15 protein-coding genes are annotated in these 15,430 nt (G+C 32.2%); all 15 read left to right on the plus strand.

Features of this window, described 5'->3' with window-relative positions:
• The 15 genes from AC07SW_RS13055 (at position 1) to AC07SW_RS13125 (ending at position 14,941) form a co-directional block, all read left to right on the plus strand.
• Positions 1 to 840 carry a hypothetical protein gene (locus AC07SW_RS13055; protein ID WP_494633118.1) on the plus strand — a complete coding sequence of 280 codons (840 nt, stop codon included), beginning with the start codon at positions 1 to 3 and terminating at the stop codon, positions 838 to 840.
• The gene (locus AC07SW_RS13060; protein WP_494633120.1) at positions 830 to 1,525 is read left to right on the plus strand and encodes a YddI family membrane protein; all 696 of its coding nucleotides are present in this window, start codon (positions 830 to 832) and stop codon (positions 1,523 to 1,525) included. The genes AC07SW_RS13055 and AC07SW_RS13060 overlap by 11 nt, the downstream gene beginning before the upstream one ends.
• 26 nt (positions 1,526 to 1,551) lie before the next feature.
• Positions 1,552 to 1,812 (plus strand): hypothetical protein, encoded by a 261-nt coding sequence (locus tag AC07SW_RS13065; protein WP_494633121.1) that lies wholly within the window; start codon positions 1,552 to 1,554, stop codon positions 1,810 to 1,812.
• A 15-nt stretch (positions 1,813 to 1,827) separates the two neighbouring features.
• Positions 1,828 to 2,595: a hypothetical protein gene (locus AC07SW_RS13070; protein ID WP_494633123.1), complete on the plus strand. Its 768-nt coding sequence runs from the start codon at positions 1,828 to 1,830 to the stop codon at positions 2,593 to 2,595.
• A gap of 60 nt (positions 2,596 to 2,655) precedes the next feature.
• On the plus strand, positions 2,656 to 2,913 hold the full coding sequence (locus tag AC07SW_RS13075; RefSeq protein ID WP_135018968.1) for a hypothetical protein: 258 nt from the start codon (positions 2,656 to 2,658) through the stop codon (positions 2,911 to 2,913).
• Positions 2,906 to 3,784, plus strand: coding sequence for a hypothetical protein (locus tag AC07SW_RS13080; RefSeq protein WP_494633125.1), 879 nt, complete (start codon positions 2,906 to 2,908; stop codon positions 3,782 to 3,784). The genes AC07SW_RS13075 and AC07SW_RS13080 overlap by 8 nt, the downstream gene beginning before the upstream one ends.
• Before the next feature lie 275 nt (positions 3,785 to 4,059).
• Positions 4,060 to 4,347 carry a hypothetical protein gene (locus AC07SW_RS13085; RefSeq protein WP_494633126.1) on the plus strand — a complete coding sequence of 96 codons (288 nt, stop codon included), beginning with the start codon at positions 4,060 to 4,062 and terminating at the stop codon, positions 4,345 to 4,347.
• Positions 4,344 to 4,727 carry a hypothetical protein gene (locus AC07SW_RS13090; RefSeq protein ID WP_494633128.1) on the plus strand — a complete coding sequence of 128 codons (384 nt, stop codon included), beginning with the start codon at positions 4,344 to 4,346 and terminating at the stop codon, positions 4,725 to 4,727. Before AC07SW_RS13085 ends, AC07SW_RS13090 begins: the two co-directional genes overlap by 4 nt.
• A 27-nt stretch (positions 4,728 to 4,754) precedes the next feature.
• Positions 4,755 to 7,199, plus strand: coding sequence for a MobP2 family relaxase (gene mobP2 / locus AC07SW_RS13095; RefSeq protein ID WP_494633130.1), 2,445 nt, complete (start codon positions 4,755 to 4,757; stop codon positions 7,197 to 7,199).
• A 95-nt stretch (positions 7,200 to 7,294) separates the two neighbouring features.
• Positions 7,295 to 7,489 carry a hypothetical protein gene (locus AC07SW_RS13100; protein ID WP_494633131.1) on the plus strand — a complete coding sequence of 65 codons (195 nt, stop codon included), beginning with the start codon at positions 7,295 to 7,297 and terminating at the stop codon, positions 7,487 to 7,489.
• Complete coding sequence (locus AC07SW_RS13105; RefSeq protein WP_494633133.1) at positions 7,486 to 10,875, plus strand: toprim domain-containing protein; 3,390 nt, start codon at positions 7,486 to 7,488, stop codon at positions 10,873 to 10,875. Before AC07SW_RS13100 ends, AC07SW_RS13105 begins: the two co-directional genes overlap by 4 nt.
• Before the next feature lie 64 nt (positions 10,876 to 10,939).
• On the plus strand, positions 10,940 to 13,042 hold the full coding sequence (locus AC07SW_RS13110; protein WP_494633135.1) for a type IA DNA topoisomerase: 2,103 nt from the start codon (positions 10,940 to 10,942) through the stop codon (positions 13,040 to 13,042).
• A 5-nt stretch (positions 13,043 to 13,047) separates the two neighbouring features.
• The gene (locus tag AC07SW_RS13115) at positions 13,048 to 13,845 is read left to right on the plus strand and encodes a class A sortase (protein ID WP_494633136.1); all 798 of its coding nucleotides are present in this window, start codon (positions 13,048 to 13,050) and stop codon (positions 13,843 to 13,845) included.
• Complete coding sequence (locus AC07SW_RS13120) at positions 13,811 to 14,284, plus strand: CPBP family intramembrane glutamic endopeptidase (protein WP_494633137.1); 474 nt, start codon at positions 13,811 to 13,813, stop codon at positions 14,282 to 14,284. The genes AC07SW_RS13115 and AC07SW_RS13120 overlap by 35 nt, the downstream gene beginning before the upstream one ends.
• Positions 14,285 to 14,314: 30 nt before the next feature.
• A complete protein-coding gene (locus AC07SW_RS13125; protein WP_494633139.1) occupies positions 14,315 to 14,941 on the plus strand; it encodes a thermonuclease family protein in 627 nt (208 codons plus the stop codon).
• The last annotated feature ends 489 nt before the right edge of the window (positions 14,942 to 15,430 follow it).

Below are 15,430 nucleotides of genomic sequence, written 5' to 3' on the forward strand. Positions count from 1 at the left end.
ATGGAAACAAAAGAAACGTATCAAATTATATTTGATGAATTGTACAATGATGTTGGTTTGGATATCGTTGTATCGACTATTTTAGGAACAAAAGAAGAAGCAATAAAAAAGATGAAATCACTATCTTGTCGTATAGAGTTAATGGGAAATGCATTAAGCGTAACAACATTTGAAGGGGAAAAAGTTGATAACGTCTTGCTGTATAAAGATGAAGATGTACAATATTATTCATTTTCAATATTGAACTTACCTGATAATTTCCCACCACCATTAAAACCTGAAGAAGTAAAAGAAATATTTGAACATTCAACTGAAGAAGAAATCAATCAATTTATGAAATTGTATACGATAACTGAAGATGATTTTTTAAAAACTGGTTGGACTATTACAGAAGCATATCAAGAAATGTGTAGATTGTACCCTAATCATGATACCAAGAAACCTTATAAATTTGATTCAAGTGGATACAGAGTTAAAAAACAAGAAGAGATTAAAGGTGCCTTTTTTAAAAATACAATTCCTGAAGGAATAAGAGAAGCTTTGTTAACCAATGAGTCTGTAACGAAAGATATAGAACAAATTGAAGAGTTGTTTATAAAAGAAAATATTTCGATGGAACATTGGAGTATCGTAGAAATACCGACCAATGACACCTATTGTTTACAAAATACAGAAACAAAAGAGCAAGTAGCCTTTACAAGTGGTTTTCGTAAGGATTACAGTTTTGTTCCAACTTACATTGATAGGGATAGTAATGTAAAAGAAGCATCTAGTATTAAACATGCACTAAAATTAAACGATGAAATTGAAAAAGGAGAGCTAAAAAATAATGAAAACTAAAAATCAACCATCGATTTGGAGAAATTTTCTGATTATGCTCTTAGCTTTTTCAATAATGATTAATGGTCTGTTTATTTACAAAATCAAAGAAGATAAAATGACGATTCAAACGAATGCGGCAGCTGTTAAGGAAGAGTTAGAATCGGGCTATCAAAATCAAATTGAGCAACTTAATCAAAAAAATAATATTTTGACTAAAGAGAATGATCAATTAAAAGATTCTTCAAATTCAAAAGATGAAACTGATACTAAAGGAAAAAATGAATTGATCGATCAGCAACATGCAAGTGATCTAATTAGTGAACAGATTAAACAAAGATCTGAACAATTTGTAGAAAGTTATTTGAATTTTTCGGATATGTACGACCAAAACAGAATAACTTCACTTCAAGAAGTGGCAATACAAGATGTTGTGGATTGCTTAGTTCCAAAACTAGATCAAGGATTATCTGAACAAGGTGAAGTTGATAAAACCATTTTAATCAATTCTAAAATAGATTCAGCTAAGATATTTTTAGGTGATTATGATAAAGATACAGAAAGAGCGGAAGTGATTTGTGACGTTGAATATACAACTACAGTAGATGGAAAAGAAACTAAAACGCACAACTTATTTACGTTGAAACTTGAAAAAATGAATGGAAAATTTATGGTAACGTCTTTTAGTTACCATTCAATTATCTAAAAATATATTGAATTGGAGTTTTTGAAATGACATTTAATACTGAAACTCAATTATTAAGAAGTAATTATGAAGGAAATTATGAAGAATTTTTGTGTAAGAAAGAAAATGAACAACCTTCCATGTTTGGATCAAAAAAAGTAATCGGATCATTTAATAAAAAAATAATTGAAACACATAAACAAGATTACTTTTGTAATAAGGGACATGTATTTTTAGACTTGTCCCCTGAAATTTTTACGAGTGATTATCCTCAGCAATTTAAAGATGTAAGTAAATCAAAGTGTTGAGTGAATGTAGAAAGCGTGACAACTAGTAAAAAGATTACTTTAGATTTAAAAGTAAAAGGAATGTTTCCAAATAAAATGTACTCTCACGGTTGCATAAAGAGTCAAAATAAATATCTTCATGGTTGCGCTGTGTTAATTGATTCAGAGTTATTTACTTTAGATGAACTTAAAGGAAAAGGATTATTAGAAACGGGTCCGTTTCAATTTGTTCAATTTCCTTTTACAGATATTAAAGTTGAAGAATATGATTATTTAAATAAACTAAAAATAATTAGTGATAGGAAAATAGGTGAAAGAGGAGCTTTAATAAAAGAAATTAATGAGAGTGAAAAATATAAATACGGGATATTTAAAGTAACTGAAGAGTGGGATTTTATTTGTTCATATCTTTCCATTCACTCATTTTTGACGAATAGTTATTATATTATCGTTCAGTCTTTTAGCGAAACGTGGCTAGCAGAAAATAATTTTCCATTAGACGTCCCTATTGCGGTCGGAACAAATAATTTAGGAAAAGGGATGGATGGATCACATTTTTTTCATTATCAAAATGGTCTTTTAAATGAAAGTATATCTAAAAATCCCATAATTAGACTTCAATATTATCTAAATCAACAAGTGTACCAACAAGAATTTAATGAAGGAAGAAGTCACATTGTTAATGAAGGAGAAGAGTTAGAAGAAATTAAAAACACTTATAACATGTTGCCGATTGTGAAAGCATCGGCCTTTCCAATGTTCGCTAATCAATACCTAGAGTATCAAAAAAGAGAAACGCACTAAGGTGTCAAATTTTTTTCCTACAGTGCTTTTAAGTTATTTTAAATTAAAGGAGTGGAAGTAATGGAAACAGAGTTAGAGAAGCTAAAAAGGGCATATAACTACAGCTCAGATAACAAGGAATTGATTATCACTCACTCAAATAAATCAGGTAAATATTGTAATCAATATAGAATTGAATGGTTTGATTATGATGGTGAGAATTGGCTTTTAGTTAGGTTGTCAGGGTTAAAAAGATATAAGCGTATCAAAAAAGAAAATATCAAAAATCAAGTAGTTCTAATCGATTATACAGAACGGGAGATGGTGCAACATGCTTGATAGATTAAAGTTAATAGGTAAAAAATTGAAAAATATAGGAACAACCATTAGAAGAAAGAGAGCCTACTCTTATTATCTTGCGATGGGTATTTTTGCTTCTACATTTCTTTGCATTCTTGTTAGTGGTTTTTCAAGTAGCCAAAAATATAAATACATTTCAATTGCAGAAGGCAAGTCCCAACCACTAGGTCAAGCCAATCTTACTGTTGTAAAACGAGAGTACAATCCAAAAGAAAATCTATTCAGAGTGGATTACTGGATAGATAGTGAAAACAATTCTTTTGATTTAACTAACTTCAAAATTGATACTAAAGCAGTCACAAAAAATAATGTAAATGAATTTTTAAAAACGCAAGTAGTACAAGTTGACGAAAATTATTATGTGACTTTTGTTAAGAATGTACCAAAAGAATTCGGTACAATTAAACAATTCATTTATCCTGGTTATTTGAATTTATTAAAAAATCAATCAGATGACTTGAAAGGAATTGAAGTAAAAGTATATAGCGACCAAAGTAACAAAATTGTTAACAACAATTTAAAGCTAGATACAAATAAAGAAAGTTACTTCTCAGATAAAATAGATTATCAAATCAAATTAATCAATCAATCTATTAAAGAAGCAAATATTGAAATTACTGACAACCAAGCAGCAATTGATCAAATAAAAAATTCTAACAAACAAATTGAAGAAGGTCTAGACACTAAGTTAGGTGAAGAATTAGAGCGAGATCAGAATAAAATCCAAATGAACAAATCAGAAATAGAATCCTATAAAGCAAGCACGACTAAAAAAGAGGAACAGATAAATCTCCTTGAAGAAAAAATAAAACTACTCAAAGAAAAAGAACTTGAAGCGAATCAAAGATAAAGTAATAAAAGAAAAAAAGATAATTTCATAGAGTAAAAACCTTGATTTTGACCCAAAGAATTTTTGAAAAGAAAAGAGCATAAGGAAACCGCGGTACCACTTTATAAATAAAGTGTCTAAATAGGCTGTGCCTATTGGGTTTCTTAACAAAAAAAAGACGGTGCCAAAGTAATAAAAAAAGGTACACATTGTACCCCTAAAAATAATAGACATGTCCCTAAAATACCCCTATAAAGCACTACTTAGGGACATATCTAGTGAGAGGTAAGATTAAAATGGATCCTATAAAAATTAGTAACGTAGATGCTGCAACTATTGCAATGTTAGATCAGAAAGCAAAAGACCTTTCACTGAAGGGAAAGAAAAGAATCAGCCGCAATATGTTGTGTAAAACAATTATTGAAAAAGCAATGGTAAATGAATCAATGTTAAGTCAATTTGAAGAAATAAATGAATTACGAAAGGAAATAATAGAATTAAAAGAGGTTCTTAACGAATATGTTGAATCCAATAATTTTATTGTTCAAGCCCTACTAACTGGTGAGGTTGGTGAATATAAATGACAGGAAAACCAATAAAGTTCTATGGTAATGAAGAAGTTAAATTGATACTGAATGAGATTATTCAAACTGAACCAGGAATTGATAATCTAAGTCAGGCTGTACGTTTCGCAATTTTAAAATACAACAAATTTGCAACGGAAAAGAATAGTACAAAGATCAAAGCTATGTCAAAAGAAATTTCCATTATTGCCGAAATCGTATCAAGTCAAGCGGAAAATATGGCAACACCAATTGTTGCAAGAGAAGGAAATCCGAGATATGAAGCAGCTGAAAAGATTATTGAATCAAGAATTCAAAAAAATAAAACGAAACAAATGAAATTTACCACCAAGAAGGAAAAAATAGGCGAGGATAACAATTATTTTCTAAATAATTTATAGAATAGAATCATAAAGTGAGGTGAAACAATGGCCCATCCAAGTATCATATTGACTTCTGAATTTGAAGTTCCAGGAGGAAATAATTATGGAAACTATATTAGATATATGACTCGTCAAGGGGTTTTGGAAGCAAAAGGTGATAACTTAACCTCAGTAGAACGAAATGAGTTAGATCGAATAAATAAAGCCATTGCTGAATTAGAAAGTGATAAAAAAAAGGAAATAAAGAAATCCAGTCATTTTGAAAAAGAAGTAACAGATATTGAAGCTGAAGCAATGGAGTTGCTGAAACATGATATCTTTTCAGACGTTGAACAAAGCGAAGACTTTTCAAACTATATTTCATACATGGGAAGAACGAATGCCTTAAAAAGTAAAGAAAAATTAAATCCTGACGAACTTGAACAACTTGAATACATGGAGACTAAAGCATCGGAATTCATGGGAAAAATTAAGGATCAAACTAAATCTAAGATGCCAAAAGAGCAGTCATTATCAACTGGTCTTTTTACTTTAGATAAAAATGATTTAACAGCAAGAGAAGAACAAGAAATGGCAAAAAAATTTTCTAAAGCTTCAAAAAAAGGGAGTATCTTATATAAGGATGTAATTTCCTTTGACACAGCAGCGCTCATCAAAGAAGGTATATACAATCCAGAAACAAAAGAATTGGATAGAGAGCCATTGATTGCTGCGGGAAGAAAAATGATGAAGAAGTTTTTTGACAATGAATCACTTAATGAGACAGGTATTTGGACTGGAATGATTCATTATAATACAAATCACTTCCATATACATTTTGCAGCAACCGAACTTGAAAATACACGAAAGTCAATGGTTATAAAAACTGATGGAAAAGAAATAATACAACCCCGTGGGAAAAGAAAGTTATCTGTAATTGATTCAATGAAGAGTGATTTTGCAAATGATATATTTAGAAGAAGAGAAGTGCAAGAACGGCGAAGTGAACTACGTAATACCTTGGTTCAAGAAATCAAAACAGAACTGAATAACGATACGATTGAACCGTATAAGGCGCTTGTTTATGATATATATTGTGGTTTACCAGCAAATAGAAAAGACTGGAATTACAAACGATTAAAGCCAGCTACTAAAGAGAAATTAGACCAATTGGTCACTAAATTAATGAAAGAAAATCCTAACTTTGAAGACTATCAAAATTTATTAAGAGAGGAAAGTGCATTTCGTAAAACTCTTTACGGTGAAACAAAAAGGAATGATAAAGATTATTTTAAAAATCAATCGGAAGATATCCAAAAGAGACTAGGGAACAGTTTTCTCAAAGAGCTAAAGTCATGTGAAATAGGACTAAATAAAGTAAATAACATTGTCTTTGAAAGTAAATTAGCTATTAATGAAAGAAGAAAAGAGGCACGTATAGCTCTTGAAGAAAGAAAAAAAGAGGCGCAAAAGTTTTTGTTAGATTTAGAAGAGAATACTGAAAATAGTACGAACGCAAAGATGAATGATAAAGAGATAGACTCACCCATTAAAGAAGAAGAGTTTCTAAGAGAATCCAATTTAGGGAAGTATTCAACATTTAATCAGAGTAAAATCAAGAATCAATTTCCTGAAGCAACGTTCGTGCAAGGGGAATACAGTTGGGTAAAAGAAGGAAGAAAATTAAAATCTGACGCACTTCCAATTGAGGTTAGTAGCCCTGTCTTTGAATTAGATGAGTCAGGAGAACCAACAAAAAAAGTGATTCACTTTGAGACAATTCAAATTTATGATATCAGTCAAACGGAAAAAAGAGTCGTTGATCAGAAGCATATCGAAGGAAGGAAAGGTTCTTTCGTACCTGAAAACGAAATGGGATCCATTAAAGAAGAAAAAGAGCTTCCAAGAGAATCCAATTTAGGGAAGTATTCAAAATTCAATCAGAGTAAAATCAAGAATCAATTTCCTGAAGCAACGTTCGTACAAGGGGAATACAGTTGGGTAAAAGAAGGAAGAAAATTAAAATCTGATGCACTTCCAATTGAGATTAGTAGCCCTGTCTTTGAATTAGATGCCACGGGAGAACCAACAAAAAGAGTAATTCACTTTGAGACAATTCAAATTTATGATATCAGTCAAACGGAAAAAAGAAGTATTGATCAGAATCATCCTGAAGGAAGGAAAGGTTCTTTTGTTCCTGAAAATGGAAAGGAATCTATGAAGAACGGTAAGACGAAATCGTATGATTACAGCTTGTTTACTGACGGCACCTACCAAACCTACACTTATGAACAACAACAACTTTATTATGCTCGACTGTTGTCTAGTAAAGAAATCGAGAAAAAGGCCTCTTATGAATCAGAGAAGCCTTTTTTTGTTTCTCATAAAACCGTTAATAATTTGAAACAGGCGGTTAACAATGAATATGAAGATTATAAAAATGAACGTGCATTTGCACAAACACAACGAAAAGTTGAACAAGCGAAGAAACAACAAGCTTATGACCGCTAGGAGTTGAAAAAATGGAAAAGAATAAAAGTCCACCAAGATAAGACGAACAAAAGGAAATAATCATAATTAAAAGATGATAGAAAAGAGGAACTTAAATGGAACCGTATTTAGTGAAAGAAATAGATGTGAATGAAGGATCCATTCTACTACAGAATGTGTTTAATCAATCAGAAGTAAAAGTTTATCCTGAGGAAGAAATGATTTTAAGTCTAAGTAAGCTTGCGGAAGATACTCCTGAATCAGAAGATATTTATATTAATTTTGATAAAGAAGGAGGTCAATTAGGATGAGTGGTGTCAAAAGCGTAACAAAGAAAAAAAACTACGTGCGAAAATCAAAAGAAGAGCTAGATAAAGAAATCAAAGATTTAACAAGTAGCACATTAGAAAAAATTCAAAGCTACACAACTTCAGAAAAAGATATTTTGGAATACATGGATTTTATGAGTCGTTTTCACAATTACTCTCCAAAAAATATGAGTTTAATTCAAACACAATTTCCAGGAGCTTTAGGAGTGGGCAGCTTTAAAAAATTTAAAGATGCTGGTTTTTCTGTCAACAGAGGTGAAAAAGGAATTAAGATATTTGTGCCTACTCCAGTTGAGCTTTTTCAGGCTGAGGATGGAACAACAAAATATTTAACCCAAGCAACTACTGAAGAAAAAGAGAAAATTAAAACAAATCAACTTAAAGTAAACAAGGTTCAACGTTATAAACTAGGGACGGTTTTTGATATTAGTCAAACCAATGCAAATCCTGAAGACTTACCAAAAATATTCCCAAATAAACAATTTAATCATGACATGGATGATCCGCATTTACTAAAAGGAATGGATGCTGGATTAAATAAAATAGGTCACGAGTTGGGAGTGCCTATTCGAAACATGGATCAAGCTGGTACAGAGTTGGGTAATATCAAAGGGGCATATTTCCAAAAAAAAGCGATAGATGGAACAACTGTAAAATCAGAAATCATAATGAACACACGAAATACGGAAACGGAAAACGTCGGAACTTTAATCCACGAGTTGGCCCATGCCAAAGCACATTCAAGTACGGAGCTGTCAACAGCGGAACAAGAGTTTCAAGCTGAAATGATTTCTCACGTAGTGAGTAAACATTTTGGAATGGATACTACCGAAGAAGCTGTTCCTTATATTGCGGATTGGTCAAAAAATGGACAATTAGTAGAAGACAAAGTGAAGAGTTTGGAAGAAATTCATTCGATTTCTAGAGGATTTATTGAAACAATAGAAAGTTCAATTGCGGAGGAAAGAATAATTGCAATAGAAAGTCTTGAAAAAGAAATAGAGGAAAAACTAGAAAGACTGAATAAAAATGAAAATATTGATATAGATTCAAGAGAATTCGAAATGCAACAATTAAAAGAAAATCAGAATTTTTCTTTATCTGAAAAAAACCAGGATCTCTTTTTGAAAGAAGATAGTTCGGTAATGTTGCATTCCATTTCTAAGGATAGTGTAATGGGTAAAGGAATTGCTAAAACCTTTGATCAAAAATATCCAAACATGAAACCTTTTTTACAATCACAAGAGTTAGAAATTGGTAAAGCGTATAGATATGTAGAGGGAAATCAAGTCATCTACAATTTAGTCACTAAAGAACATTATTACGATAAACCTACACGAGAAAATTTTGAAAAGGCAATTGATCACTTAAAAGAAGAGATGACTAAGCACGAGGAAACTAAATTATCTATGCCAAGAATTGGATCAGGATTAGATAAACTAGATTGGGATAAAAATGTTCAGTATATTGAAAATGTTTTTAAAGAAACGAATACTGAAATTGTTATTTACTCTCCTAATCAGAAAATTATAGAACGTGAAAGTTCTGAGTTAAACAATGAGCGAGGTGAGAAAACGTACAATAAGCCAATTGATGAAGTCTTTAAAAAACTTGAAGAGGCTTATCCCAAAGTGGTTCAGTATTCTAAAGAAGAGGATACTGCTTATCCAGGTAGTGGACTTCAACGAGATACCTTGACGATGGATGATCGCCGTTTTGTTCGGATACCTACTGAGCCACAGTACCCCTATGACGAAATAAAAGAACAATATCTGAAAGAGGGAGAATGGCTGAATAGTATTTCTAATAATTTCAATGGCACTCCTGAAGAGATTGAAACAAGAATAGAACGTGCAATAAAAACTGAAATGATAGATAGGAAAGCTGTTTTATTTAATGATAGTGCCAAAGAAGCCAAAGAAATTGAACGTATGAAAGAGCAATCTACTAAATCTGAGTCTGAAGTAATGGAGTATCCTGAATCCACCTATAAAAAAGAAGTGAAGGAAATCTTTGAAACTACAGCTAAAGAACATCCTGAGTTTGCTGTGTACTCGAAAGATAGCAACATTCACCAACTAACTATTGGAGACAAAAGGTTTAGTACGTCCCCATTTGATCAACCAACAAAATCAGATTTAGTTTTTACAGAAGTCTTAGAAAATGAAGAATGGAAATTAAATTTATTCGTGGATACAGATCATTCGATACCTGAAGTAGTTCAACTTGTAAAAAAAGAAATTGACCAAGCTACAAATAATATAAAAGAACCTGGAGAAATTCAAAAGCAAAAGGAAATGGATAATAATACTAATTTAGAATCTGAAGATTTTACTGAAAATTTAAATAAAGCGATTAAACAACGTAACTATGTTAGCCAAGAAGAAGTTCAATTGGCGAAATCAGTTGATATCTTGGATTTTGCTTTATCTAATGGTGTTTCACTAGAACAAGATGGAAATAATTACTATCGTTTAACTGAACACGATAGCTGTGTTATTGACCGTCGAAATAATTCTTTCCATTGGAACGGTGCGAATGTGCATGGAGATAGTATTTTATTTGCACAAAAGATTGTTGGTATTAAAGGATTCCAAGACTCAGTGCGGGCGTTAAATGGTGGAGATTATGAAAAAATTCAAGATGTTGAATTTAAGAGCGAACCTTATCAATACAAAACGAAGGAAGTGCCATTCAACGAAGCGAAACGCTATCTCATTAATGAACGAAAAATTGACACAGGAATCGTAACGTCATTGAATAATAAAGGAATAATGGTTCAAGATGAGAGAAACAATGTCGTGTTCAAATGGTGTAAGGACGGGGATATAATCGGTGCCAGTGAACAAGGGATTGTGAAGAGCGATCGATACAAACGGGGATCATGGAAACATGTTCAAGAAAGTTCAGAAAATGGTCAAGGATTTAATTTCACGATAGGAAAACCTGAAAATCTAAAGATATTCGAGTCTTCTATTGATTTATTGAGCTACGCTTCGATCCATAAAGCGGATCTACACGATACTCGGTTGGTCGCAATGGAGGGATTAAAAACTTCAACGGTTGTGACTTCTATTAATGACTCAATGGAAAAATTAGGAGATGCGCCAAAAAGTATTTCTCTTTGTGTAGACAATGACAAAGCGGGACATGAATTTATGAAACAATTTTCAAGTATGCAATTCAAGAATAACGATGGGGAGATCATTCCAGTGACGTCTGAATTTCCAAAAATTCCTGAAGAAAAGCAACTAGAGGGAATAGACAAATGGGATTGGGGAAATGAAAGAGTGTACCAAATGGAAAAAAAGCAAGACCGTTTTAAGGGGATTTCTAAACAAACAAGTGGACATGAATTAGAAATATAAAACGTATTAAAGAGTTGTCACGTAGGCAACTCTTTTTAAATGATAAAAGGAAGAAGGAATCAGAATGAAAACGGTGATATTAGCTGAAAAGCCAGCGCAAGGAAAAGCCTATGCAGAAGCGTTAGGTACGGTGAAATCTTATAAAACGCATGTAGAGGTCGATACATCCATTTTACCAGGAGAGGTAATCGTTACCTGGGGAATTGGCCATTTAATTTCTATGGCACCTATGGAGAGATATGATGAAAAATATAAAAAGTGGACGATTGCAGATCTTCCATTTTTACCAAATCACTATCAGTATGAAATCGTTGATTCAACGAAGGCCCAATTTCGTGCTGTCAAAAAATTACTGGAGGAAACAGATAACATTATAATAGCAACGGATGCTGATAGAGAAGGAGAAAATATTGCCTACAGCATTATAAATAAATGTGGTGAAAAAGTTCAACGAAAACCAAAGAAACGATTATGGGCCAATTCAATGGTCGCAAAAGATTTGGTGACGGCCTTTAAAAATTTACGCGATAGCAGCGAAACGTATGATTTTTACATTGAAGCTCAAACTCGTCAAATAAGTGATTGGTTGGTAGGAATGAATTTTACTCGCTATTTTACCATTATCGCACAAAATAGTGGATTAGAAGGAGTCTATTCCATCGGAAGAGTACAAACCCCTTGCAACAGCTTAGTTGTATTAAATGATTTAGAAATCAATCAGTTTAAACCTGAAACATTTTACAAATTCAAAGGCAAGGCAACGAAAAATCAAATTGATTTAACCTTTACAACAAAAATAAAGTACATGGATCGTACTGAAATTCAAAAAATATTTGAAGAAAATAATTTTAATCAGCCTTTAGAAACCACTATTACAAAAATAGAAAAGAAAAAAAGCGTAAAAGCAGCACCAAAATTATTAAACTTAGGTGGGATTCAAAAAATAGGAAATAACAAATGGAAGTATGGATTGGACGATACGTTAGCAACGGTTCAAAGTCTTTACACAAAAGGCTATCTAAGTTATCCACGAACTGAATGCAATCACATTACGACCAGTGAATTTGATTATTTACTAGAAAATTTAGAACTTTATCAAGATGTAGTAGACAATCGTTTCGAAGCAGCCTACACAGCTCCACGAAAACTACATGTAGATAATGAAAAAGTAGTAGAACATTATGCCATTATTCCAACAACTCATGTACCAAAAATAGAAACGCTGACTGAGGAAGAACAAAATATTTATTTAGCCGTAGTCAATCATACGCTACAAATTTTTGCAGCTGACTATGAATATGAAGTGACAACAGCAGTCATTGATCATAATGATATTGAATTTAAGACTTCAGGGAAGGTTATCATTCAAAAAGGATGGAAAAGCCTTCAGAAAGAAACAGAAAAGGAAGAAGCTATTCTTCCACCTTTAACTGAAGGAGAAATTATTTCACTGGTCGTTTCGATTGATGAAGGGGAAACGAAGCCTCCCGCACGTTTAACGGAAGCCACATTAGGTGCAGAAGGGGGACTAATGGAAAAATTAGATATTGGCCGCCCAGCAACAAGAGCAAGCATTATCAAAGTTTTAATTGACCGAGGTTTTATGTCAGTAAAAAATACGCAACTTTTTCCGACTGAGAAAGGAAAATTGATCTATTCAATGACGAAAGAACTTTTAATAGGAAAACCTGAAATGACTGCCAAATGGGAAGAATATTTAAAACTAATAGGATCAGGAAAAGGAAGTCAACAAACTTTTATCAAGAATATCGAAAAATTCGTTCATTCTACACTAACTGATTTAAATGAAAATTCGTTTGATAAGGGTGAAGTAAATAAAATCATTGAGGCTTCAAAAATTGGAGATTGTCCAAAATGTAAAATTGGAATTATCACAGACAAGAAAAAATTATTCAGCTGCACAAATGAAGCGTGTGACTTTGTTTTATGGAAAACGATTGCTGGAAAAACACTGTCTACATCGCAAGCAAAAGAGTTGATTCAAAATAAAAAAACTAAATTAATCAAAGGTTTTAAAGGGAAAAAGAACACTTTTGATGCAAAAGTAATCTTGAAAGAAGATGGAACAACAGGTTTTGAATTCGAAAATAAACCGAAATCAATAAGTAAAAAGCCTTATCCCAAAAAATTTACACGGAAGGTGTGAGCTAATTGAGAATAAAGAAGACGAAGAAAAAAACAAAGAAGCAAAAGGTCCTGGATAAATTGATTCCAGGTCTTTTTCTTGTAGTGATTGGAACAGGAGTAGTATTCGCAGCATATCAACCGTATAAAAATCATCTTGTAAAAAATACTGGAGAAAAAGTAGTCTCTATTAAACAAACTGCAAAAACAGTTAAATCAAATCAAGGAAAAACTCAATCAAAGACTGAAGATAAACAAGATGAACAAGCAGCAAAAGAATCACCTTCTGTTTCAACTGAAACCGCACCAAATTATGATCCTAGTCAAGTTACAGAGTTGACGATGGCCGATGTTTTAGAAGGTAATCGTAATGCCGAACGTATTGTAAGAGATTTTGGAGTAGGGAAAATCGTATTACCAAATTTAGGAATTAAATTGCCAATTTTAGTAGGAATTGCAAATACCAATCTAGCTGTTGGTGCTGGGACAATGAAAAATGGACAACAAATGGGCGTAGGAAATTACGCTCTTGCGGGTCACCATATGAACAATAAAAACTTACTTTTTGGCCCGTTAGAAGATGCAGCTAAAGATCAACTTATTTTTGTTACAGATTACGAAAAAATCTATGAATACAAGATTACTTCAAACAAAATTGTAGGTCCAAATGACGGTTACGTCATTAATGATGTTGCAGATAAGAACTTAATTACACTAATTACTTGTGCGGAAGGAGGAAAAACACGCTATGCTGTTCAAGGAGAGTTATCAAAAGTGTACACCGATAACGATGTACCTTCAGAGATTAAACAACTATTCAATTAAAGGAGCAGTACCAATAAATTGGAAGAAAAAAATTAAATACATTGTTATTGGTGTTGCTTTCTTGTACCTAGTAGCAATTTTTTTCAGCATACTAAGAAGTGTTATTGGTTCACAAGATCCGAACATACAAGAAACAACAAATCGAATCGTCAAAATCCCATTATGGAGCCTAGTTCCGCTGGTAATAGGTCCAATATTAGAAGAAATACTATTTAGAAAAATAGTATTAAAAAAATTGATAATCCGAATGGGTACGATATGGAGTGTGCTTTTCAGTTCTTTTCTGTTTTCAATACTACATTTAGATATTTTCTTATTTCCTTATTTTATAAATAGTGTGATTTACTCTATTCTTTATTTAAAAACAAACGATTTAAAAGTACCAATATTAGCCCATATTATTTACAATATTACGGCACTAACCTTGATGTTTATTTAAAAATGAGAATAATAAAAAGGAGTGATTATTATGAAATTTAGCACGTTAACTAAAAAAACAATCTATCTAAGAGTTATATATTTACTCTCAACTATTATATTCGTTGTAAGTTTTACATTTCCTTTAGTAAACGTTGAAGCTAAAGAAAGACAATCAACTGACTTTAGTAATATTCAAAAATTTAATGGAAAGAATTTTAGTGTACTTCCAAAAAATAAAAAAATTCCAGTTACGTTTAAGAAAAAGATTGATGGGGATACCTTCAGAGTTTTACTTAATAAAAAAGAAATTAAAGTAAGGCTTTTACTAGTTGATACTCCTGAATCTGTTAAACAAGGAACCGCTGTTCAACCATTCGCTTTAGAGGCTAGCGATTTTACAGAAAAACTCCTGGTAAATGCAAAGAATATTGATGTAGAATTTGATAAAGGAGATCGAACAGATCGTTACAATCGTGCATTATGTTATGTATACGTTGATAATAAGCTATTGCAAAGTAAACTACTTGAAAATGGTTTAGCACGAGTAGCGTTTGTTTACAAGCCTAATACAACACATTTGAAAGAATTTAAGGAAGTTGAAAAACAAGCTAAAATTAAAGAATTAAAAATATGGTCAAAAAAAGGGTATGTAACTAAAAAAGGTTTTAAATCTTAATATGTAAAAAATCCAATCTATCACCAGGTACTGCAGACATGGCTACATGTCTTATTACAGCTTAAAAAAATTTAAAAGAGATAGCCCTAACAATCTTTATAGATAGTTAGGGCTTTTTTTATTTGAATAAAAGAGCTAATGAAGATGGAAAACATGTCCAGCAAGCTGCACATGTTGAGTCTTAATTGTCTAAAAAAGGATCGTTCTGTTTGCTCGTACCATCTTCGACGTCGCCAACCTCACTGTTCGGTTCCCTTAATCCTTTTCTAGCCAACTAAAACTCCTTAGTAAAGGCTGAAGAACGGCTTTGCCGTTTTCAGCTGGATTATTCGTCCGTAGTCCTCATGCTTTTTCAAAAGCCATTTATTTTTTGTTTGACAAGGACGGGCGCTGCCCTTATACCATGAATCCCCGCCATTCACAAGGCTATACAAGTAACAGACTCTACAAAAATAAATTTTTGAGATTCTGTAAGCCTTGATGAATCAC

The sequence above is a fragment of the Carnobacterium sp. GW821-FHT04C06 genome, from assembly GCF_059420345.1.